Consider the following 23,159-nt stretch of genomic DNA (forward strand, 5'->3'; position numbering starts at 1 on the left):
CCAGCGGTCATCCGCTGGCCAGTAACGCCACACAGCCGCCCTCGCCCTTGTCAGTGAAGTAGATAGCGGGCGGGGAGCCGGGTGGGAGATGCGCAGGTGCAAGCGGAAGAGGCGGAGAATCCGTCCCGTAGCCCTTATCCTACGGGATGTAAGCCGCTATCGGCGCGCATTCCGGAGGGTTAGGGATACGTGAAATAGTCGGAACCTCGTACGCATCGGAGCAGATGCCACCCGGCTCCCCGCCCGCAGCCTAATTTACTTAAACTCACATTTTCCTGCGGATTGCCAGATAATAATACAGGTAGAAGATACAGAACAGGAAGATACAGAGCTGGCTCGCCAGCAGTCCCCACAGATAGCCCCGGATTCCATATACCGGAATCAGGAGGAGTACGCTTCCGATGCGGATGAGCAGGCCGACGGCGTTGATGACGAAGGAGAGCGTCGTCTTGCCGATGCCATTGATGATGCTGATAAGGGTGTTGTCCGTGTAGAGGAAGGGGCATATCCATGCGAGGGTGACGATGAAGCTTCCCGCCGCGGGGCTGTGGAACAGGAAGGAACCTATCCAGCTGCCGGTCAACAGCAGGAGGGCACAGCAGCCGCTTCCGAGCAATACGCAGCAGGAAACCACTTTCTTGATAATGGCAGACATCTCCCGCTGGTTATCGAGCGCCTGTATCTCTGCCACGGTCGGAAGGAGCATGGTGGAGATGGAGTTGGTGATGGCAGAAGGAAACAAGATGCAGGGAAGTGCCATGCCGGTCAGCACGCCATATGTACTAAGAGCTGCCTTGTTCGTCATTCCATATGCCTGCAGCCGCAGCGGAATAGAGATAGCCTCCACGCTTTGCAGGACATTGAGGAGCACCCGGCTTCCAGTGAGCGGGATGGACAGAAAGAGAAGCTCTCTCATATTCCTGCCGAAAGAGGGGAGGGCGGGCCGTATCTTCCGCATGGACATAGATCTACCCGTGACGGCCTTCAGACAGAAGAGCGAGGAGATGACTTCCCCGGCTATCAGCCCCGCCACTGCGATGGAGATGCCGAAGGTGACACCGTTTTTCTGGCCGAATACGTAGATGAGATAGACGGACGTGATTCTGGCCACCTGTTCGATGAGCTGTGACGTGGCAGGCACTCCTGTCATCTTCAGGCCGAAATAGTAGCCGCAGATACAGCTGTGGACTGCAGCGAACGGAAAAGCATAGGACAGGATGACGAGCAGTTCGGCGCAGCGGTCGTCTTTGAGGAAGGCCGATGAGATGAACCATGCATATTTCTGCAGCAGCAGTGTAGTGATACACGAAATTATAACAGTAAATACGATGCTCGTATACAGTAATTCTCTGGCTTCTTTTTCCTGTCCAAGCGTGGTGCGTTTGGCAACACAACGGGACAGGGCTATTTCAATTCCGGCAGAAGTAAGCGAGAAGCATAAGGCATAGATGGGGAAAATGAGCTGATAGAGCCCGACGCCTTCTTCGCCGAAAGTATGGCTCAGAAAAACCCGGTAGAAAAAGCCCATGAACCTGGTGGCGAAACCGGTGAGGGTAAGGATGAAAGTTCCTTTGATAATGGCACGTTTTCTGGACATAATTAACTCCTATAGGATTTCGTTATAAGATATTCAGGATATATGCTTGACAGAACAGATTTAAAAGTGTTATTCTACAGAAAGATAAATCCCAGTAAAATACTAGGAATTCAAAAAGAAGGTGATAGCATGAAGCTTTCTACAAAGGGGAGATATGGCCTGCGGGCTATCATAGACCTGGCCAGATATGCGGAGACCGAGCCTGTCTCCATCAGCAGCATAGCGGCGAGGCAGGAGATATCAGAGCGGTATCTTGAACAGCTCGTCGGCCTGATGAAGAAGGCGGGGCTTGTGAAAAGTATCCGGGGTGCCGGAGGCGGCTATGTGCTGGCGCGGGATATGAAAGACATATCTGTCGGCGATGTGCTGCGTGCACTGGAAGGAAGCCTCGAGCCGGTGAAATGTGCCGCATTCTATACGCAAGACGGCTGTATGGCATCAGACGGCTGTGTGACAAAATATGTATGGCAGAAGATTAATGACAACATCAACCGGACGGTGGATGAGATTAAACTGGATGAATTGGTTCTGGAGAGCAGGCGTGTCAATCCGCAAGGAGAATGTGCCAATCCCCAGTGCAATAAATAAAGACTTAAGGAGGAAGAACATATGGGACAGTTTATATATTTGGATAATGCTGCGACGACAAAGACGGCGCCGGAGGTTGTGGAGGCGATGCTTCCTTATTATACAGAGAAGTTCGGAAATCCATCCAGCGTGTATGGATTCGCCTCGGCGAATAAAGAAGCCATAACGGCACAGAGGGATATCATCGCAGACGCGCTTGGCGCCAAGAGCAATGAGATCTACTTTACGGCCGGAGGATCGGAGGCTGATAACTGGGCGCTGAAAGCGACGGCAGAGGCATATGCTGAAAAGGGGAAACATATCATCACGACGAAGATAGAGCATCATGCCATTCTCCATACCGGAGAATATCTTGAGAGCAAGGGCTTTGATGTGACATATCTTGACGTGGATGAAGACGGTATCGTCAGGCTGGAAGATTTAAAAGAGGCGATACGGCCTGACACGATCCTCATATCAGTCATGTACGCGAACAATGAGATAGGATCGATTCAGCCAATCAAGGAAATCGGCCGGATTGCCCACGAACACAACATACTGTTCCACACGGATGCAGTCCAGGCATTCGGCCAGGTGCCGATCAATGTAGATGAGTGCCATATCGATATGCTGAGCGCCAGCGGACATAAGCTGAACGGGCCAAAAGGAATCGGCTTCCTGTATATCCGAACAGGGGTGAAGATACGTTCGTTTGTCCACGGGGGTGCCCAGGAGAGAAAACGCCGTGCAGGGACAGAGAATGTCCCTGGTATCGTCGGACTCGGAGCGGCGGTGAGCCGGGCCGTGAGGACGATGGAAGAGCGGAGCGCAAAGGAAAGCGCTTTAAGGGATTATATGATAGAGCGCGTGCTGGAGGAGATTCCACACTGTAGATTAAATGGGCACAGGACGAAGCGGCTTCCGAACAACGTGAACTTCAGCTTCCGCTTTATTGAAGGGGAATCGCTCCTGATCATGCTGGATATGAAAGGTATCTGTGCGTCAAGCGGATCGGCCTGTACTTCAGGCTCCCTGGACCCGTCACATGTGCTGCTTGCCATCGGGCTGCCGCACGAGATCGCACACGGTTCGCTGAGGCTGACGTTAAGCGATGAGACGACAAAGGAAGATATCGATTACGTCATCGGCAATCTGAAAGAGATCGTGGAACATTTAAGAAAGATGTCGCCGCTCTATGAAGACTTTATAAAGAAAAATTCTTAAAACGCTCGAACAAGGAGGAAGACAGACATGTATTCAGAAAAAGTGATGGATCATTTCCAGAACCCGCGTAATGTGGGAGAGATAGATGGCGCCAGCGGTGTCGGTACTGTAGGGAACGCGAAATGCGGGGATATCATGAGGATGTATCTTGATATAGATGAGAACCACATTATCCGTGATGTGAAATTCAAGACCTTTGGCTGTGGGGCGGCTGTCGCCACAAGCAGCATGGCGACAGAGCTTGTCAAAGGAAAGACGATAGAAGAGGCGCTGAAGGTGACGAACAAGGCTGTCATGGAGGCGCTTGACGGACTCCCGCCGGTGAAGGTGCACTGCTCTTTGCTGGCGGAAGAAGCGATTCACGCCGCACTCTGGGATTATGCTGAGAAGAACGGTATCAAGATTGAGGGACTGGAAAAGCCGAAATCAGATATCCATGAGGACGAAGAAGAGGAAGAAGAAGCGTATTAGGCGAAGGTGGAAGGATGGGAAATAAAAAAGTTGTCGTAGGGATGTCGGGAGGCGTTGATTCCTCTGTCGCCGCTTACCTTCTGAAGGAGCAGGGCTACGATGTCATCGGTGTGACGATGCAGATATGGCAGGATGAGGAGCGTGTGGTACAGGAAGAAAATGGAGGCTGCTGCGGGCTGAGTGCCGTGGATGATGCAAGAAGAGTGGCGGCCCGTCTGGAAATTCCGTACTATGTGATGAATTTCAGGCAGGAGTTTAAAGAGCAGGTCATCGACTATTTTGTAGATGAATATACGCATGGGCGTACGCCGAATCCGTGTATCGCCTGCAACCGGTATGTGAAATGGGAATCGCTCCTTAGAAGAAGTATGGACATCGGGGCAGATTATATCGCAACCGGCCACTATGCGAGAATCGACCGGCTTCCAAATGGAAGATATGCGCTGAAAGTATCGGCCACAGCGGCAAAAGACCAGACATATGCGCTTTATAACCTGACGCAGGAGCAGCTTAAGCGCACGCTGATGCCTGTCGGCATGTATGGCAAAGAGGAGATAAGGAAGATTGCCTGCGGCCTCGGCCTTGCGGTGGCAGATAAGCCGGACAGCCAGGACATCTGCTTTGTTCCGGACGGCAATTATGCTTCGTTTATTGAAAAGGAGACCGGCACAAAGGCCCGGCCCGGGAACTTTGTCACTTCCGACGGTACCGTGCTGGGTACGCATAAAGGAATCATCCACTATACGGTAGGGCAGCGGAAAGGCCTGGGACTGTCCCTCGGGCATCCCGTCTTTGTGCTTGAGATACGTCCCGAGACGAATGAGGTTGTGGTAGGGACCAATGAGGAAGCCATGTCTATCTATGTAAGGGCGGACCGGGTGAACTTTATGTCCGTCAGCGGCCTGCCGGAGAAGAAGAGAGCATGGGCCAAGATTCGTTATAACCACAGAGGCGCCTGGTGTACGGTGGAAAAGACAGGGCCGGATGAGATATTATGCACATTTGAAGAGCCCCAGCGGGCCATCACCCCGGGTCAGGCAGTCGTGCTCTACGACGGGGACTATGTCCTCGGGGGCGGAACAATTATAGGAGATGAATAGGAAGATTATGAGAGCAGATGTTCATATGCATACGTCATTTTCACATGATTCTAAGGCGGCGCCGGAGGAGATGGTTCTCGGAGCTATAGACAAAGGCCTTGAGATTATATGTTTTACAGACCATTACGACAAAGACGAGATGGAGTGGGGAGAAGAAAGCATCTTTGACCCGGAGGAATATTTTAACGTGCTGCGCCCTCTTCAGGAAAAGTACAGAGGCCGGATTGACATACGTATCGGGGTGGAGCTTGGCCTCCTTCCATATCTGGGGGACTATTACAGAGCATTTACGGACAGGTATCCCTTTGACTTTGTGATCGGCTCTGTGCACAGCGTCCAATCCACTGACCCGGCAGCCGGGAAGCTGTTTGAAGGAAAGACGGATGAAGAGGCATACAGGATCGCTTTTGCGGAGATACTGACAGATATCCGTTCTTACAAGGGCTTTGACGTGCTCGGACATCTCGACTATGTAGTCCGTTATGGGGCAGGCAGAGAAAAGGCATACGTGTACGATGCATTTGCCGATATTATCGATGAGATACTCAGGCAGCTGATTTCTGACGGCAAGGGGCTGGAACTGAACACGGCAGGACTCAAATACGGCCTTCCGTTCGCCCATCCGCACCCGGATGTGCTAAGACGTTATCGTGAACTTGGCGGAGAGATAGTCACCATAGGTGCCGATGCCCACTGTCCGGAGCATATCGCTTATGATTTCAAAAAGGCAGAAGATATCCTGAAGTCATGCGGCTTCACATATTATACAGAATTTTCCGGCAGGACGCCTGTTTTTAAGCAACTTCCATAAAAATGGTAAAAGCCCTTGAATTTTTGTATCAAATTTAGTACAATTATAGACGGTTGATGATTCTTTAACGATGTTAAAGAGTTTCAAGAATAAAGGCTGTGTAACAGTTAATAAACAAACTTTAGGAGGAATTAATCATGGCAGTAAAAGTAGCGATTAATGGATTCGGGCGTATAGGACGTCTTGCATTCAGACAGATGTTCGGAACAGAAGGGTATGAAGTAGTAGCAATCAATGACTTGACATCTCCAAAAATGTTAGCTCACTTGTTAAAATATGACTCTTCACAGGGAAAATATGCTTTGGCTGACAAGGTAGAATCTACAGATGACTCTATCATCGTAGACGGCAAAGAAATCAAGATTTACGCTAAAGCGAATGCAGAAGAACTTCCATGGGGAGAAATCGGTGTTGACGTTGTCCTTGAATGTACCGGATTCTATACATCAAAAGAAAAAGCATCTGCACATGTGAAAGCGGGCGCAAGAAAAGTCGTTATCTCAGCACCTGCCGGAAACGACCTGCCAACTATCGTATATAATGTAAACCACGACATCCTGAAACCAGAAGATACCGTTATCTCCGCAGCTTCCTGTACGACAAACTGTCTTGCACCTATGGCGAAGGCGCTGAACGACCTTGCGAAGATCAAATCAGGTATCATGTGCACGATTCACGCTTACACAGGCGATCAGATGACGCTTGACGGTCCTCAGAGAAAAGGCGATCTCAGAAGATCCCGCGCGGCTGCTTTGAATATCGTTCCGAACAGCACAGGCGCTGCAAAGGCTATCGGCCTCGTTATTCCGGAACTGAACGGCAAATTGATCGGATCTGCACAGCGTGTTCCGACACCGACAGGATCTACGACTATCCTGACGGCAGTTGTAGACGGAACAGTAACGGTTGACGATGTAAATGCAGCTATGAAGGCAGCGGCTACAGAATCCTTCGGATATAACACAGATGAAATCGTATCCACTGACGTTATCGGCATGAGATATGGTTCACTGTTTGACGCTACCCAGACAATGGTACTGCCTTTAGATAACGGAACAACAGAAGTACAGGTCGTATCCTGGTACGATAATGAGAATTCTTACACAAGCCAGATGGTAAGAACAATCAAATACTTCTCAGAATTAGCATAAATCTGCTTTAAGACTCACAAAGGGGTCCGGTCTATATTGGGCCGGATTCTTTTTTAATTATCAGAATATTGAGGGAATTTTCATAGGGGTCAGACCCCTATGCCCTGCAGGGGTCTGACCCCTATGAAAAAGGAGGCCATCATATGCTTAATAAGAAATCAGTGGACGATATCAATGTAAAGGGTAAAAAGGTACTTGTCAGATGTGATTTTAACGTGCCGCTTATCGACGGTAAGATTACGGACGAGAACCGTCTCGTGGCTGCACTGCCGACCATCAAGAAGCTTGCTGCGGACGGCGGCAGGGTAATCCTGTGCTCCCATCTTGGCAAGCCGAAGGGCGAAGCGGTTCCTTCTCTTTCTCTTGCCCCGGTAGCTCTGCGCCTGAGCGAGCTGCTTGGACAGGAAGTGAAGTTTGCCGCTGACCCGGAAGTGGTAGGGCCGAACGCGAAAGCTGCTGCTGCAGAGATGAAGGACGGAGACATCATACTGCTTGAAAATACACGCTACAGGGCAGAGGAGACGAAGAACGGCGAGGCATTCTCCAAGGATCTTGCGTCACTGTGCGACGTGTTTGTCAACGATGCGTTTGGAACCGCACACAGGGCACACTGCTCTAATGTAGGCGTTACCCGGTTCGTAGACACGGCTGTCGTAGGCTATCTCATGCAGAAAGAGATAGATTTCCTTGGCAATGCTGTAAACAATCCAGAAAGGCCGTTTGTCGCCATTCTGGGCGGTGCAAAAGTATCCAGCAAGATATCCGTTATCGAGAATCTGCTGGACAAGGTCGACACCTTGATCATCGGAGGGGGAATGTCCTACACATTCAGCAAGGCGCAGGGCGGAAGCGTCGGCAAATCGCTTCTCGAGGAAGACTATTGTGATTATGCGCTGAAGATGCTGGACAAGGCGAAAGATAAGGGCGTCAAGCTGCTCCTTCCTGTAGATACGGTTATCGCAGATGACTTTTCTAACGATGCAAATTCCAAGGTTGTCAAGGCGGGAGAGATTCCGGCGGACTGGGAAGGGCTTGACATAGGACCAGAGACAGCCGCTATGTTTTCAGAAGCGGTAAAGGATGCAAAGACTGTGGTATGGAACGGACCGATGGGATGCTTTGAGATGCCTAACTTCGCAATAGGTACAGAAGAGGTTGCAAAGGCCCTTGCAGACACAGATGCCACGACTATCATCGGCGGCGGAGATTCCGCGGCTGCGGTAAACCAGCTCGGGTACGGCGACAAGATGTCACATATATCGACCGGCGGCGGAGCTTCGCTTGAATTCCTGGAAGGCAGGGAACTGCCGGGAGTAGCCGCTGCAAACGATAAATAGATCTGTTAGCAGATAAAATATATGAAATAGGAGAGAAAAAGATGGCAAGAAGAAAGATTATAGCTGGAAACTGGAAGATGAACAAGACACCAAGCGAGGCGGTTGCGCTTGTGGAGGAATTGAAGCCGCTTGTGGCTAATGATGATGTGGACGTCGTGTTCTGCGTGCCCGCAATCGACATCATACCTGTCGTAGAGGCCTGCAAAGGAACGAACATACAGGTTGGCGCTGAAAACATGTACTTTGAGGAGGGCGGCGCCTACACAGGAGAGATCGCTCCAGGGATGCTTACGGACGCAGGTGTAGCATACGTAGTCCTCGGACATTCTGAGAGAAGAGAGTATTTTGCGGAGACGAGTGAGACGGTAAACAAGAAGATGCTGAAGGCGTTCGAGCATGGCATCACTCCAATCATGTGCTGCGGCGAGACGCTTGAGCAGAGAGAACAGGGCGTAACGATGGATTTCATCCGCCAGCAGGTCAAGGTCGGATTCCTGGGGGTTACCGCAGATCAGGCAAAGACGGCTGTCATCGCTTATGAGCCGATCTGGGCCATCGGGACAGGCAAGACTGCCACGACAGAGCAGGCACAGGAAGTATGTGCAGGAATCCGTGCATGTATCGCCGAGATATATGATGATGCTACGGCAGAGGCTGTCCGTATCCAGTACGGCGGTTCTGTAAATGCCGCTACGGCACCGGAACTGTTCGCGCAGGCGGATATCGACGGCGGCCTTGTAGGCGGGGCCTCCCTCAAGGCAGACTTCGGGAAAATCGTCAATTACAAATAGAGACGGCGAAAGCCGCAGGAAGCAGATTCCTGCGGCTTTTCCTTACCCGGCTGCATGTCACGGGCCGGTCGGTGCCCCATAAGATACTGTGGGGCCGAACGTCATAAAGTTGAAGGGACACCTTGAAAGATAGTATGAAATCATGTAAAATTAGATTTTGGAAAAGAGTAAATAGTAGGAGATGAATTATGAGTAAAAAACCAACAGTATTGATGATTCTTGACGGATATGGGTTGAACGACAGCATAGAGGGAAATGCCGTGGCAGAAGGCAGGACGCCCGTTATGGATAGACTTATGGCGGAGTGCCCGTTTGTAAAGGGCTATGCCAGCGGAATGGCCGTCGGACTTCCGGACGGGCAGATGGGCAACTCCGAAGTCGGACATCTGAACATGGGTGCAGGACGCATCGTATATCAGGACCTCACGAAAATTACGAAAGCAATCCAGGACGGCGATTTCTTTGAGAACAAGGCACTTCTGGCAGCTTGTGAAAATGTGAAGAAGAATGGTTCTTCCCTCCATATGATGGGGCTTGTGTCAGACGGTGGCGTCCACAGCCACAATGAACATATATACGGGCTGCTGGAACTGGCAAAGAAACAGGGGATTGAAAAAGTATATGTACACTGTTTCCTCGACGGGCGTGACACGCCGCCGGCGTCCGGAAAAGGATATGTGGAAGAGCTCGCTGCAAAGATGAAGGAGATCGGCGTCGGCGAAGTTGCCACTGTGATGGGCCGCTACTATGCCATGGACCGGGATAACCGGTGGGAGCGTGTTAAGAAGGCATACGAGGCTATGGCAGAAGGCAGGGGAGAAACTGCATCCGGAGGGCCGGAGGGAATCCAGGCCTCCTACGATAAGGACACGACAGACGAGTTCGTCCTGCCTACGGTCGTTTTGAAAGACGGCGCGCCGGTGGCGACTGTGAAAGATGGTGATTCCATCATCTTCTTCAATTTCCGCCCGGACCGTGCAAGAGAGATTACGAGGACGTTCTGCGATGACGCTTTTGAAGAATTTGACAGAGGGGAACGGATTAAGGCGACCTTCGTGTGCTTCACGGAATATGACGTGACGATTGAAAATAAGCTGGTTGCATTTGTGAAGGATGAGATTACGAACACGTTCGGAGAGTTTCTGGCGGCAAATGGAAAGACGCAGGCGCGTATCGCAGAGACCGAAAAGTATGCGCATGTCACCTTCTTCTTTAACGGTGGCGTAGAAGAGCCGAATAAGGGCGAAGACAGAATACTCGTAAAATCTCCCAAGGTTGCCACGTACGACCTGAAACCGGAGATGAGTGCTTACGAAGTATGCAATAAGCTTGTCGAAGCTATCAAGTCTGACAGATACGACGTTATCATCATCAACTTTGCCAACCCCGACATGGTAGGACACACAGGAGTCGAAGCCGCTGCAATCAAGGCAATCGAAGCAGTAGACGAATGCGTGGGCAGAGCAGTGGAAGCATTAGAGGAAGTGGACGGGCAGATGTTCATCTGTGCAGACCATGGCAATGCAGAACAGCTCATTGATGATAAGACAGGGGAGCCGTTTACGGCACATACGACAAATCCGGTTCCATTCATCCTTGTAAATGCCGACCCGGCGTTCAAGCTGAGAGAAGGCGGATGCCTTGCAGATATCGCTCCCACCCTCATCGAGATGATGGGGATGGAGCAGCCGGAAGAGATGTCAGGCAAGTCCTTGATTGTAAGGGGAGAATAGACTTCCGCAATTGAAACAGAAAACCAGGATTCTGATACATGCCGCCTTGCAAAGCGGCTGACATCAGAATCCTGGTTTTTATTCTCATGTAGGCAACGAGCCGAAGGTACATGCCTGCATGTACCTTCGGCTTGCCTGTCTTATTTTGCATCATTCCATATTCTTATTGGCAGTTGACAGCATGAGCTTGATACGGTTCAGCTGGTTGACCTCGCTTGCACCAGGATCGAAGTCGATTGCTACCACATTGGACTTCGGATACCGCCTCCTCAGCTCTTTTATGACTCCTTTGCCTACGACATGGTTCGGAAGGCAGGCGAAGGGCTGCGTACACACGATGTTGGACGCTCCGCTGTGAATCAGCTCCAGCATCTCGCCCGTGAGGAACCAGCCTTCTCCGGTCTGATTGCCAAGGGAGACGATTTCGGACGCCATACGGCCAAGATCTTCTATACGGGCCGGAGGATCAAAATGCCTGCTAGCCTGAAAAGCTTCTGTAGCAGGAGCACGGAACCATTCCAGCACTTTGATGCCGAGATTGCCAAACGTCGCCTTCGATTTTTTGAATCCAAGATGTGACACCTTGAAGTTCTGATTGTAGAAGCAGTAGAGCAGGAAGTCGAGCAGATCAGGCACGACGGCCTCTGCACCTTCACTTTCCAGCAGTTCGACGAGATGGTTGTTGGCAGCCGGAAGGAACTTGACGAGTATCTCGCCGACGACGCCGACCCTTGGCTTCTTCACATCCAGCAGCTGTATATTTGTATCGAAATCTTCGATTATCTCCCTGCACAGTTTCTTGAACTTCCGCCTGGATGGATATCCCTCAGATACGAAATTGGCACATGCCTTGACCCATTTCCTGTGCATTTCATTGACGGAACCTGGCACAGCCTCATATGGACGCAGCCGGTATACGCACTTCATGAAGATATCTCCGAATATGGCAGCGTAAACGCCGCGCAGTGCCAGGGCGGGCGTAATCTTGAATCCCGGGTTGCCCTCCAGACCGCTCAGATTGATAGAGATGACCGGTATATGCGAGTACCCCGCTTTCTTCAGCGCCCTTCGGATAAATCCTATGTAGTTGGAAGCACGGCATCCACCGCCGGTCTGGCTGATGATGACCGCAAGCTTGTCGGTGTCGTATTTTCCGGACAGGATGGCTTCCATGATCTGCCCTACCACCATCAGGGAAGGATAACATGCGTCGTTATTGACATATTTCAACCCTACATCGACCGCCTGCTTGTTATCATTGGGCAGTACATCTACATTGTACCCGGATGCACGGAAGGCAGGTTCCAGCAGCTCAAAATGCATCGGTGACATCTGCGGACATAGTATAGTGTAGTCCTTGCGCATCTCTTTCGTAAACGGCACTTTCTCTATGGCGGAAGAGGAGATGCTGCGTTTCGTGTTCCGCTGCTCCCTTACACGGATGGCTGCAAGAAGCGAACGTACACGGATCCTGGCAGCTCCTAAGTTATTGACTTCATCAATCTTAAGTGACGTATATATCTTGTCTGAGTCTGTCAGTATATCGGCTACCTGGTCGGTCGTAACAGCATCCAGCCCGCAGCCGAACGAGTTGAGCTGTATAAGGTCCAGATTATCTACCGTCTTCACATAGTTTGCCGCAGCATAGAGCCTTGAATGGTACATCCACTGGTCCATGACGTTCAGAGGACGTTCCACCTGCTTCAGGTGTGAGATGGCATCTTCCGTAAGTACGGCGATATTGTAGGAATTAATGAGCTCCGGCAGCCCATGGTTGACTTCCGGGTCGATATGGTAAGGACGCCCGGCAAGAACGATACCCCGGTTGCCCGTTTTCTCAAGGAACTTAAGCGTCTCTTCGCCTTTGCGCCTCATGTCTTGCCGGCAGGCTTCCAGCTCCTTCCACGCATCATGGACGGCAGCCTTGATATCATCCTCCAGTATGAGGAATTTGGAGGCAAGCTCATCCGTCAGACGCCGGGACAGCGTGTCTTCGTTGGCGAAGGATATGAACGGATGCATGAAATCGACTTCCCCGTTGGCGATAGCATCGATGTTGTTCTTGATGTTTTCCGGGTAGGAAGTTACGATCGGGCAGTTATAGTGGTTGTTGGCATCTGAGAACTCGTTTCGCTCATAAGGGATAGAAGGGTAGAAGATATGCTCTATTCCTTCGTTTATGAGCCATTGTATATGACCGTGTGCAAGCTTTGCCGGATAACATTCAGATTCGCTTGGGATGGACTCGATTCCAAGCTCATATATCTTACGGGTAGAGGCCGGGGTCAGCACGACCCGGAACCCAAGCTTCGTAAAAAAGGTAAACCAGAACGGGTAATTCTCATACATGTTCAGGACACGGGGAATCCCGACGGTACCACGCACGGCTTCCTCATCGCTGAGCGGCGTATAGTCAAAATAACGCCTGGCCTTATAATCGAACAGGTTCGGCAGCTTGTTTTCATTCTTCTCCTTGCCAAGCCCCCGTTCGCAGCGGTTACCTGTGATGAACTTGCGTCCTCCGCTGAAATGGTTGATCGTGAGGCGGCAGTTGTTCGTACAGCCTTTGCACTTCGTCATGGTTGTCCTGTATTCCAATGCCTTGATATCCTCGATGGAAAGCATGGTGGTGCCCTCGCAGCTTATATAACGCTCCCGTGCGATGAGCGCTGCACCGAAAGCCCCCATAATACCTGCGATATCGGGACGTATGGCCTGGCAGCCTGCAATCTTCTCAAAGCTTCTTAAAACGGCGTTGTTATAGAACGTCCCGCCCTGCACGACGATGTGGCGCCCGAGTTCTGCGGCGCTGGACACTTTGATGACTTTGAACAGAGCATTCTTGATTACCGAGTAAGCGAGACCTGCGGAGATGTCAGCTACTTCGGCTCCTTCTTTCTGCGCCTGCTTGACCTTTGAATTCATGAAAACGGTACAGCGTGTACCGAGGTCGATCGGATTCCTGGCAAACAGCGCTTCATGAGCAAAATCTTCTACCGAATAGTTCAATGATTTTGCAAATGTTTCTATAAAAGAACCGCAACCGGAAGAGCATGCTTCGTTGAGCTGCACGCTGTCCACAGTCTGGTTTTTGATTTTGATACATTTCATATCCTGGCCGCCGATGTCCAGGATACAGTCAACATCCGGTTCGAAGAAGGAAGCGGCATAATAATGGGCTACCGTTTCCACTTCTCCCTCATCAAGCAGAAGGGCAGCTTTAATCAGCGCCTCCCCATACCCGGTTGAGCAGGAATGGACAATCTCCACCTCTTCCGGCAGCTGGCTGTAGATGTCTTTGATGGCATGGATTGTCGTGCCGAGCGGGTCTCCTTCGTTATTGCGGTAGAAAGAGTACAGCAAAGTGCCGTCTTCTCCCACAAGGGCAGCTTTGGTGGTGGTCGATCCGGCGTCAATGCCGAGGAACGCTTTGCCCTTATATGAGGCAAGGTCCTTCACCGGTACCTGATGCTTGTCATGGCGTCCCTTGAACTCCGTATAGTCTGCCTCGCTGGAAAACAGGGGCTCCATACGGTCTACTTCAAATTCCATCTTTATCTTGCCCGCCAGCCGGTTCTGCATCTCCTGAATCGGGATATCCAGATCCTTTTTGGAATTCAGGGCAGAGCCGATAGCCGCAAAGAGATGGGAATGTTTTGGAGCGATCGTGTGCTCATCATCCAGCTTCAGCGTACGGACAAATGCTTCCTTAAGCTCCGACAGGAAGTGGAGAGGCCCCCCCAGGAAAGCGACATGTCCACGGATCGGCTTGCCGCACGCAAGCCCGCTGATCGTCTGGTTTACGACAGCCTGAAAGATTGATGCGGCCAGATCTTCTTTGGAGGCTCCCTCATTGATCAGAGGCTGTATGTCGGATTTGGCAAATACGCCGCAGCGGGCGGCGATGGAATACAGGGCCTTATAATTCCTGGCATATTCGTTGAGCCCGGAAGCGTCTGTCTGCAGCAGGGAGGCCATCTGGTCGATAAATGAACCTGTGCCGCCGGCACATACGCCGTTCATGCGCTGCTCTACATTGCCGTTTTCAAAATAGATGATCTTGGCATCTTCCCCTCCGAGCTCTATGGCTACGTCTGTCTGCGGAGCATAATCCTGAAGGGAGGTCGATACGGCGATTACCTCCTGGACAAAAGGGACGCCTAAGTGCTTGGCAAGCGTAAGGCCGCCGGAGCCGGTGATGACCGGCGACACCTGTATAGGCCCAAGCTTATAGACCGCCCTGCCAAGGAGGTCGGTGAGGGTTTCCTGGATATTGGCAAAGTGTCTTTCGTAATCTGAAAAGACGACGTCGTTATTGTCATCTAAAACGGCGATTTTGACCGTCGTAGAGCCAATATCTATACCCAATGTATATAATTCTCTATGACTCATGATATGTACTCCTTATACTGGAAAAATATGTATTGCTTCTTATTAAATGTAGTTAGCTATTTACAACTTGTAACATTATACGACAAAAAAAGCGAAAAGACAATTCACAAATGTAATAGATTTATAAAATTGCTGTTAAACTTCATAGGTATAAATTGACAAACAGAGTGTGAAACGGTAGAATGTCTACAGTGTCTAACATATGAAAGCAGGGAGCAAATATATGAATTGGTTGAATAAACTTGAACGGAAATTCGGCAGATATGCCATTCCGAACTTGATGTATTATATTATTATCTTATATGGAGCCGGTTTTGTGCTGAACCTTCTGAATCCTCAGTTCTATTCTCAATATCTGAGCCTGAATGCCGAGGCAATCCTTCACGGACAGGTCTGGAGAATCGTAACCTTCATCATCCAGCCGCCGTCGTCCAGCCTTCTGTTTGCCGCACTCTTCCTGTATCTGTATTACATGATAGGAAGGCAGCTGGAGATGGCATGGGGGGCATTCCGGTTTAACTTGTATTTTCTGGCAGGCGTGCTGTTCCACGTAATTGCTGCGATTCTGGTATACCTGATAACAGGGGTGACGCTTACTCTGAATACCGGGTATCTGAACCTGTCCTTGTTCTTTGCGTTTGCCGCGCTGTATCCAGACGTACAGCTACTCGTGTTTTTTGTCATACCGGTGAAAGTGAAGTGGCTGGCCTGGCTAGACGGGGCTTTCTTCATCTGGGCGATCATACAGGCGTTCCTGCCTGCTTACGGCGGAGGCTTGTACGGTATCCTCTATAAAGCGAATGCGCTTGCAGCGGCAGTTTCAATCCTGAATTTCGCAATATTTTTCTTCGGTTCCAGAAATATGAAACCTTATTCGCCGAAGCAGGTGAAACGGAAGAAGGAATACTATAAAAAAGTCCAGCAGGCAAAAAGGCCGGACAATGTATATGCAAACGGAGCCCGGCACAAATGTGCGGTCTGCGGCAGGACAGAACTGGACGACCCGAACCTGGAATTCAGATATTGCTCCAAATGCAACGGCAATTACGAATACTGCCAGGATCATCTGTTTACGCACACACATGTAAAATAAGTAAGGAAAGAGAGTATATAAGAGGTTATATGACTATGAAGAAAACAAAAATCATCTGTACGATGGGACCAAATACGAATGACGCAGGGCTGATGAGGAGGCTTGTCCAGAATGGCATGGATATTGCAAGGTTCAATTTCTCCCATGGGGACCATGAAGAGCAGAAGTCCAGAATGGATATGCTCAAGAAGATCCGGGAAGAGGAGAAAAAGCCGGTTGCCATCCTGCTCGACACGAAAGGGCCTGAAATCCGTACAGGAGTTTTGAAAGGCAGCAAAAAGGTCAGCCTTGATGCAGGCGATAAATTTGTGCTGACGACAAAGGATATAGAAGGGGATAAGACAAAGGTCTCGATTACATACGGAGGTCTTGTGGAGGATGTCCAGATCGGCAAGAAGATTCTGATTGATGACGGGCTAATAGAGCTGACCGTACGTGAGAAGACAGATACGGATATTATCTGTACGGTCGATAACGGCGGGGAGCTTGGAGAACGCAAAGGCGTCAATGTGCCGAACGTGCCGATACGTCTTCCGGCAATTACGGAAAAGGATAAGGAAGATTTGAAGTTCGGGGTTGAACAGGAAGTGGACTTTATCGCTGCATCCTTTGTCAGGAATGCAGAATGCATTCTGGAAATCAGAGCATGGCTCAAGGAATGCGGCTCCCCTTATATTCCGATTATCGCCAAGATAGAGAATGCGGAAGGCATCAGGAATATAGAAGAGATCATACGGTGCGCAGACGGTGTCATGGTAGCCAGAGGTGACCTTGGCGTAGAGATACCAGCCGAGGAAGTGCCGTATCTTCAGAAGATGCTCATCCAGAAGTGTAATGACTACTATAAACCGGTTATCACTGCCACTCAGATGCTGGATTCTATGATCCGCAATCCGCGTCCCACAAGGGCGGAGGTGACCGATGTCGCAAACGCGGTCTATGACGGTACGGACGCCGTGATGCTCTCCGGCGAGACGGCGCAGGGGAAATATCCGCTGGAAGCGCTCCAGATGATGGTGCACATTGTGGAAAATACAGAGGAACACCTCGACTATGAGGTGATTCTGGAAAAGGCGGCAGAGCATAAGAGAAAAGGAATCTCCAGTGCTATCGGCTATGCATCCGTAGCAGCCGCAGATAATCTCGGTGCCAAATGCATCGTGACACCTTCCGTCTCAGGAGCTACGGCAAGGGTAGTCTCAAAGTTCAAGCCGAGGGCAGATATCATCGGTGTGACGCCGAATGAGGCGACGCTGAGAAGGATGCAGATATACTGGGGTGTAAGACCGTACAAATCAATCGAATTCAATACGACCGAAGACATACTGACTGGTGCTATCGAACTGATCAGCGCAAAGCAGGTGGTGGAACCGGGGGACATCATCGTGCTGACAGCAGGCATACCTTCCCCGAATATCAAGCGCTCAAAAGAAGGCGTCAGCAATATGATGAGAATAGCAGTGGTAGATTAGGAGAATGGCACGGTATTACCGTGCTTTTTTTCTATTTTTCTATTATCATACGATTTATTATTGACAGCCGGCACGGAATGTAATATAGTGTTCCTGTGGAGAACTACTAGAAGAAAGCGAAGGACAAGAAGATGGAAAGTACGACATTTGTTGAACGTCTGCTGGAATTTGGACTGACAAGGCAGGAGGCGGCCATATACCAATGTCTTCTGGGAGAGGGAAAGACGACAGGGTATGAGGTTGCCAAGCTGATAGGCATATCCAGATCCAATGCTTATAATTCCCTCGCAAGCCTTACAGAAAAGGGCGGAGCTTATCTGGTGGAAGAAGGTACTACGAGGAAGTATGTGCCGGTACCGCTCAGGGAGTTCTGCAAAAATCATATAAGGATGCTTGAGGAATCAAGAAACTGGCTTATATCGCACCTCCCGACTGAAAAGAGCAGCGCGGAAGGATATATTACGATAGAAGGAGCCCGCCATATACTGGATAAGATGAAGAACCTGCTCGGACAGGCAGAGAACAGAGTGTACATCTCATGTACGCGGAATTACCTGCTCCTTTTCGTACGTGAGCTGGAAGACCTTGTCTCTGCGCGTAAGAAGGTCGTTATTATCACGGACCGGCCTGTCCATCTTGCCAATGTAAAAGTATACATGGGAGAGGACAGAGGGATGCAGGTAGGGCTCATCACAGATTCAAAATATGTACTGACGGGAGAGTACGGAGAGGGCAGCCTGAACACATGCCTGTATTCCGGGCAGAAGAACTTTGTAGAGCTGTATAAGAGGGCATTGGGAAATGAGATAAAATTACTTGCGCTACGGGAGGAGAATAAAGAATCATGAAAAAAGAGACATTTGTAAAAAAAGAGCAGCTGGACAAAATCATAGAAGAATATCCGACTCCTTTCCATCTGTATGATGAGAAGGGGATCCGCGCAAATATGCAGGCGCTCAGGGATGCATTTTCATGGAACGAAGGATATAAAGAATATTTTGCCGTAAAAGCGACGCCCAATCCGTTTCTTATCGACATACTGCGGGAATATGGCTGCGGCTGCGATTGTTCATCCTATACGGAGCTGATGCTGTCGGAGGCGGTTGGAATTACCGGGGATGACATCATGTTCTCTTCAAATGATACGCCTGCGGAAGAGTTCGTATATGCGGAAAAGCTAGGTGCGGTCATCAACCTGGATGATATCACCCATATTGATTTTCTGGAAGAGACGATCGGATATATTCCCGAGACGATAAGCTGCCGTTATAATCCGGGAGGCCTGTTCAAGATCAGCAACGATATCATGGATAATCCGGGCGATTCCAAATACGGCATGACAACAGAGCAGCTGTTTGAAGCTTTCAAGATACTGAAAGCCAAAGGCGCCAGAGAATTTGGCATCCATGCATTCCTTGCCAGCAATACGGTGACGAACGAATATTATCCGATGCTTGCCAAGATATTATTTGAAGAGGCGGTCAAGCTTCAGAAGGAAACGGGAGTACATATTAAATTCATCAATCTTTCAGGCGGTATCGGCATTCCGTATACGCCGGATCAGGAGCCGAACGATATAAGGATCATCGGTGACGGCGTACGCCGCGTATTTGAGGAAATCCTTGTCCCGGCCGGCATGGGGGACGTGGAGATCTATACGGAGCTCGGCCGGTTCATGCTCGGGCCTTACGGATGTCTTGTGACGGAGGCGATTCATGAAAAGCACACCCACAAAGAATATATCGGCGTGGATGCCTGCGCCGTAAATCTCATGCGTCCGGCCATGTACGGGGCATACCACCATGTCACCGTGATGGGGAAGGAAGACTGTCCGTGTGACCACAAGTATGATATCGTCGGCTCGCTCTGCGAAAACAACGATAAATTCGCTATCGACCGTATGCTGCCCGAGATTGGGATGGGAGATATCCTCGTCATCCATGACACAGGGGCGCACGGATTCTCGATGGGCTACAATTATAACGGCAAGCTGAAATCGGCGGAAGTTCTGCTGAAGGAAGACGGCAGCACGCAGCTCATAAGACGGGCTGAGACACCGGCAGATTACTTTGCCACGTTTGACTGCTTTGATATCGGTAAAAAACTGCTGGATGAACGGTAAAATTTGCTTTTCCTCCCTGCCTGATATATAATAGTCATATAATACTTTATATAGGAGGGTAATTATGAAAAAAACAAAGAAAATGAGCCTGCTTGCGCTTTTGCTCGTATTCGTCATGGTGTTGTTGACCGGATGCGGGGGAATGTCCAAAGAAGACGCAAAAGCATATGCGCAATCCGTACTCGATGCACAATATAAAGGAGAATTTAAAGAGTACATCAAGCAGACGGAGGCCACCGAGAAGGAAGCAAAGGAACTGTATGAAGGCAACTTAGACCAGCTGCTAACAGAAGCCGGTATAGACAAGTCTACATTATCAGACGAGATGGTTGAAAATTACAGGAACCTGTTCCTTGATATCGGGAAGCAGGTAGACTATAAGCTTGGCGATGCCAAAGAAGCAGACGACGACTCCTTTACCATTGATGTAAAGATCAAGCCCCTGACAGCGTTTGAGGGACTTGATGATGAAGTCTTAAGCGCGGTACAGTCAGAGCTTGCAGATGCGGAAGAGATACCGTCAGAAGATAAAATCAATGAACTGGTGTATGGAAAAATGTATGATCTTCTCTCAGAGAAGATTGCCAACCCGGAATATGGGGACGAGCAGGTCGTCACGATTCATGTAAAACCAGATAAAGAAGGCGTATACTATATCCCGGACGAAGATTTGACAGCATTGAACAATGCGTCGCTTTTATAAAATAATTGTTGTAATTATCGGAACAATATGATACAATAAATTTTGGCTTGAGATAGCCGGGATGAGCGGATGTGGCGGAATGGCAGACGCACAAGACTCAAAATCTTGCGGGGGCGACCTCGTGTGGGTTCAAGTCCCACCATCCGCAGTTGATTAAGCACACCGGATACCGTAATACCAACGGTATCCGGTGTTTTTCTGCAGAAAATCCTAAAGTGTCCCCCCCATGTCCCGGTGCAAATTGTTAAGATGCACGCCGCACATTGGAGCAAATGGCTGCTGGTACATAGGAGAGTCAGACACCGGAGTCCCGGCAACCGGTCCGAAAGGGGACAAAGGTGACAGAGGAGACGCTGGCCCCGCAGGTCCGAAAGGAGATAAAGGTGACAGAGGAGACGAGGGACCTGCCGGCCCGGTAAATATTGCCGACAATCTGGATACGGACGAAGAAGGGTTTGCGCTGGGTGCGAGGCAGGGGAAGAAGCTGTATGAAGAACTGCAGGCCGTAAGCAGTATCCTGGACGGTGCTGTGCTTAATATCAGTTCATATCTGATGCCGTCAAATGATATCCTGGCAGAAGCATTGAAGACGCAGCATATGCTTTCCCTCGTGTCATCCGGGGAATATACGACAAACGTGCCGAACAAGTATTACAAATATACACTTGGAATCGTGCTGAGGCGTACGAGCGAACAGATTACGATAATCCTCTTTGGCCGGGATAACGGGCTGGCGACAAACCGATGGGACGGTATAAGCTGGAGCGGCTGGAAGATAAGGTAACAGCTTCCATATTGAGTTCCGGAGCAATACGGCGTATAATATTCTTATACTAAAACGAAGGAGTGTTTTCATTGAAACGTTGCATTGTAATGGCTGGAATAGTTGAAATGGCAGATGAAGCATACAGGAGGATTATAAAATGGCTATTCCAGAAAAACTCATCTATCCACGTACGGGGGATAAAGATACCGTATATTTGGAGAACGTAATCCACAATCCGAACATAACCGTCGTAATCCACACGATGTATAATGATTTTGTAAATGACCCGGTTCTGTTCGAGAAGAACAATGTATTGTACCATTATCCCGTCAACGATGATAAGCTTGTAATCGGGAAATTCTGTTCCATCGCGTGCGGAGCAAGATTTTTGTTCAACAGCGCTAACCACAGCATGCATTCATAGTCCACGTATCCGTTCCCTCTTTTCTTTGAAGAATGGGGGCTTGACCGCAGGGACGTGGCCCGTTGCTGGGACAACAAAGGAGATATCATCGTAGGCAATGACGTATGGATCGGGTATGAGGCTGTGATTCTTGCAGGCGTCACGATAGGAGACGGAGCAATCATAGGTACACGTTCGCTCGTGACAAAAGATGTGCCGCCGTATACGATAGTCGGAGGCGTGCCGGCAAGACCGATAAGAAAGCGGTTTTCCGAGGAGACTATCCATGACTTGTTAGAAATCAAGTGGTGGGACTGGCCGAGGGAAAAAATAGCGGCTAAGATCAACGCGATACAGTCAGGCTGTATAGAAGAAATGGGAGTTTCGTAAAGCTACGACGAAAAGAGCCGGAATCAGGCAGGGGATGTTGCCTCATATAACAACCCCGTACCTGATTCCGGCTCTTCCTGAATTATTAACTTCCATAACCTTCAATCAGTATGCGTATGTGTCTAAAGTCCGTACATCCGCCAGCAGAGTTGCACAGCCCTTGCCGGGAAAGTAGGCAGCCGGGCAGCAGATGTCACCCACCTCCTGTCCGGCGTCCGCTTTACCTAAGCTTCGCTACAGCCTGAAAGAAGTCCGCTGCAGGAACCGGTCTGCAGAAATAGTATCCCTGCCTGATGTCGCAGGAGAGGGACTTCAGAAATTCAAGCTGTTGTTCCGTCTCGATCCCTTCGGCTACAGTAGCGGCGGACAGATCATTTCCATGGACACCTTGAAGCCCATGACGTGAAGCCTTGCGATGACAGTCTTGATCTGTTCCAGGTTGTTCATTGCAACAGTTTCCGTCACTTCCAAGATGATAAGGGATGGATCGACAGTGTAGAATCGGACAATCTCCTCCAGTTTGTTCAGATATTCTGTATCATAGAAGAAGATACGTGACTGGTTCACCGCGATGGGCAAGGCGGGGTATCCTCTCCTCCCTGCTCCTTTTGATGATATGATAGATGTAAAAAAAGAGGACGGAGAACAGGGCGGTTATACAGAGCATGATTACAATGAAGACTGTCATAAGCGTACTGAAATTTTCACACAGGTAATCTTGTGGAACGACACAGAATAAATTCCAGTCATTGATTCCGAAATATTGTTTCGCTTCCTGCTCCTGCGTATTCTTAAGGCTCTTATAGGAAAAGATACTGATGATGGAGAGGAGGACGGTGATGACGATGCCAAGTATGCCGGCGGCTGATATTTGCTTTCTTAGACTCTGGGGCTTTAATTGCTTCAACATAGATATCCTTCTTTTATACGGTTATTTTATTTTCCGGACCTGTCTTTATAATATTGTATAATGAAGATGCCTGCAATATAGATTATATAAGATTGATTGAAATGTGACAAGCTGTTTGGGCAAAGA

General features: G+C 49.6%; 21 protein-coding genes, 1 tRNA gene and 1 pseudogene. 18 read left to right on the forward strand and 5 right to left on the reverse strand.

Going from position 1 to position 23,159, the window contains the following annotated elements; translation table 11 throughout:
• Positions 1 to 265: 265 nt before the first annotated feature.
• Entirely contained in the window at positions 266 to 1,597 is a 1,332-nt protein-coding gene (locus E1963_RS03375) for a polysaccharide biosynthesis protein (protein WP_132275239.1), read from the reverse strand.
• Between the two features lie 129 nt (positions 1,598 to 1,726).
• On the opposite strand from E1963_RS03375, the gene E1963_RS03380 reads away from it, so the two are divergent.
• The 9 genes from E1963_RS03380 (at position 1,727) to gpmI (ending at position 10,782) form a co-directional block, all read left to right on the forward strand.
• The gene (locus E1963_RS03380; RefSeq protein WP_066575856.1) at positions 1,727 to 2,185 is read left to right on the forward strand and encodes an RrF2 family transcriptional regulator; all 459 of its coding nucleotides are present in this window, start codon (positions 1,727 to 1,729) and stop codon (positions 2,183 to 2,185) included.
• A gap of 21 nt (positions 2,186 to 2,206) precedes the next feature.
• A complete protein-coding gene (gene nifS, locus E1963_RS03385) occupies positions 2,207 to 3,388 on the forward strand; it encodes a cysteine desulfurase NifS (protein ID WP_132275242.1) in 1,182 nt (393 codons plus the stop codon).
• A 27-nt stretch (positions 3,389 to 3,415) separates the two neighbouring features.
• The gene (gene nifU, locus E1963_RS03390) at positions 3,416 to 3,859 is read left to right on the forward strand and encodes a Fe-S cluster assembly scaffold protein NifU (RefSeq protein WP_132275245.1); all 444 of its coding nucleotides are present in this window, start codon (positions 3,416 to 3,418) and stop codon (positions 3,857 to 3,859) included.
• Between the two features lie 14 nt (positions 3,860 to 3,873).
• Positions 3,874 to 4,959 (forward strand): tRNA 2-thiouridine(34) synthase MnmA, encoded by a 1,086-nt coding sequence (mnmA, locus tag E1963_RS03395; RefSeq protein ID WP_132275248.1) that lies wholly within the window; start codon positions 3,874 to 3,876, stop codon positions 4,957 to 4,959.
• A 7-nt stretch (positions 4,960 to 4,966) separates the two neighbouring features.
• Positions 4,967 to 5,770 (forward strand): histidinol-phosphatase HisJ family protein, encoded by an 804-nt coding sequence (locus E1963_RS03400; RefSeq protein ID WP_132275251.1) that lies wholly within the window; start codon positions 4,967 to 4,969, stop codon positions 5,768 to 5,770.
• 137 nt (positions 5,771 to 5,907) lie between these two features.
• On the forward strand, positions 5,908 to 6,921 hold the full coding sequence (gene gap, locus E1963_RS03405; protein WP_066575877.1) for a type I glyceraldehyde-3-phosphate dehydrogenase: 1,014 nt from the start codon (positions 5,908 to 5,910) through the stop codon (positions 6,919 to 6,921).
• A 143-nt stretch (positions 6,922 to 7,064) separates the two neighbouring features.
• The gene (locus E1963_RS03410) at positions 7,065 to 8,258 is read left to right on the forward strand and encodes a phosphoglycerate kinase (RefSeq protein ID WP_132275254.1); all 1,194 of its coding nucleotides are present in this window, start codon (positions 7,065 to 7,067) and stop codon (positions 8,256 to 8,258) included.
• Between the two features lie 41 nt (positions 8,259 to 8,299).
• Positions 8,300 to 9,049 (forward strand): triose-phosphate isomerase, encoded by a 750-nt coding sequence (tpiA, locus tag E1963_RS03415; RefSeq protein WP_132275257.1) that lies wholly within the window; start codon positions 8,300 to 8,302, stop codon positions 9,047 to 9,049.
• A gap of 188 nt (positions 9,050 to 9,237) precedes the next feature.
• The gene (gene gpmI / locus E1963_RS03420) at positions 9,238 to 10,782 is read left to right on the forward strand and encodes a 2,3-bisphosphoglycerate-independent phosphoglycerate mutase (RefSeq protein WP_132275260.1); all 1,545 of its coding nucleotides are present in this window, start codon (positions 9,238 to 9,240) and stop codon (positions 10,780 to 10,782) included.
• A 150-nt stretch (positions 10,783 to 10,932) separates the two neighbouring features.
• Here the strand turns inward: gpmI and E1963_RS03425 are convergent, their stop codons facing one another.
• On the reverse strand, positions 10,933 to 15,174 hold the full coding sequence (locus E1963_RS03425) for a 2-hydroxyacyl-CoA dehydratase (protein ID WP_132275263.1): 4,242 nt from the start codon (positions 15,172 to 15,174) through the stop codon (positions 10,933 to 10,935).
• Positions 15,175 to 15,397: 223 nt separating this feature from the next.
• Here E1963_RS03425 and E1963_RS03430 point away from each other — a divergent pair, with 223 nt between their 5' ends.
• The 9 genes and pseudogenes from E1963_RS03430 to E1963_RS23020 form a co-directional block, all read left to right on the forward strand.
• Positions 15,398 to 16,267: a hypothetical protein gene (locus tag E1963_RS03430; protein WP_132275266.1), complete on the forward strand. Its 870-nt coding sequence runs from the start codon at positions 15,398 to 15,400 to the stop codon at positions 16,265 to 16,267.
• Positions 16,268 to 16,302: 35 nt separating this feature from the next.
• Complete coding sequence (pyk, locus tag E1963_RS03435) at positions 16,303 to 17,739, forward strand: pyruvate kinase (RefSeq protein ID WP_132275269.1); 1,437 nt, start codon at positions 16,303 to 16,305, stop codon at positions 17,737 to 17,739.
• 131 nt (positions 17,740 to 17,870) lie between these two features.
• Positions 17,871 to 18,587, forward strand: coding sequence for a TrmB family transcriptional regulator (locus E1963_RS03440; RefSeq protein WP_132275272.1), 717 nt, complete (start codon positions 17,871 to 17,873; stop codon positions 18,585 to 18,587).
• The gene (locus E1963_RS03445; RefSeq protein ID WP_132275275.1) at positions 18,584 to 19,861 is read left to right on the forward strand and encodes a diaminopimelate decarboxylase; all 1,278 of its coding nucleotides are present in this window, start codon (positions 18,584 to 18,586) and stop codon (positions 19,859 to 19,861) included. The genes E1963_RS03440 and E1963_RS03445 overlap by 4 nt, the downstream gene beginning before the upstream one ends.
• Before the next feature lie 64 nt (positions 19,862 to 19,925).
• Positions 19,926 to 20,564: a hypothetical protein gene (locus E1963_RS03450; RefSeq protein WP_132275278.1), complete on the forward strand. Its 639-nt coding sequence runs from the start codon at positions 19,926 to 19,928 to the stop codon at positions 20,562 to 20,564.
• A 65-nt stretch (positions 20,565 to 20,629) separates the two neighbouring features.
• A tRNA-Leu gene (locus E1963_RS03455) sits at positions 20,630 to 20,712 on the forward strand.
• A gap of 78 nt (positions 20,713 to 20,790) precedes the next feature.
• On the forward strand, positions 20,791 to 21,348 hold the full coding sequence (locus E1963_RS21710) for a hypothetical protein (protein WP_315974358.1): 558 nt from the start codon (positions 20,791 to 20,793) through the stop codon (positions 21,346 to 21,348).
• A gap of 139 nt (positions 21,349 to 21,487) precedes the next feature.
• Positions 21,488 to 21,754: an LbetaH domain-containing protein gene (locus E1963_RS23015; protein WP_330570667.1), complete on the forward strand. Its 267-nt coding sequence runs from the start codon at positions 21,488 to 21,490 to the stop codon at positions 21,752 to 21,754.
• 78 nt (positions 21,755 to 21,832) lie between these two features.
• A pseudogene (locus tag E1963_RS23020) lies at positions 21,833 to 22,066 on the forward strand (CatB-related O-acetyltransferase); the annotation flags it as partial.
• Between the two features lie 277 nt (positions 22,067 to 22,343).
• On the opposite strand, the gene E1963_RS22495 reads toward E1963_RS23020, so the two are convergent.
• The 3 genes from E1963_RS22495 to E1963_RS03475 are packed head-to-tail and all read right to left on the reverse strand — an operon-like array spanning position 22,344 to position 23,033.
• Positions 22,344 to 22,493 (reverse strand): EAL domain-containing protein, encoded by a 150-nt coding sequence (locus tag E1963_RS22495; RefSeq protein WP_334295636.1) that lies wholly within the window; start codon positions 22,491 to 22,493, stop codon positions 22,344 to 22,346.
• Positions 22,475 to 22,690, reverse strand: coding sequence for an EAL domain-containing protein (locus E1963_RS21220; protein ID WP_279230684.1), 216 nt, complete (start codon positions 22,688 to 22,690; stop codon positions 22,475 to 22,477). The genes E1963_RS22495 and E1963_RS21220 overlap by 19 nt, the downstream gene beginning before the upstream one ends.
• Positions 22,662 to 23,033, reverse strand: a complete 372-nt coding sequence (locus E1963_RS03475; RefSeq protein WP_132275281.1) for a DUF4006 family protein — start codon at positions 23,031 to 23,033, stop codon at positions 22,662 to 22,664. The genes E1963_RS21220 and E1963_RS03475 overlap by 29 nt, the downstream gene beginning before the upstream one ends.
• Positions 23,034 to 23,159 lie beyond the last annotated feature (126 nt).

This window comes from Extibacter muris (genome assembly GCF_004345005.1).
Lineage (GTDB): Bacteria > Bacillota > Clostridia > Lachnospirales > Lachnospiraceae > Extibacter > Extibacter muris.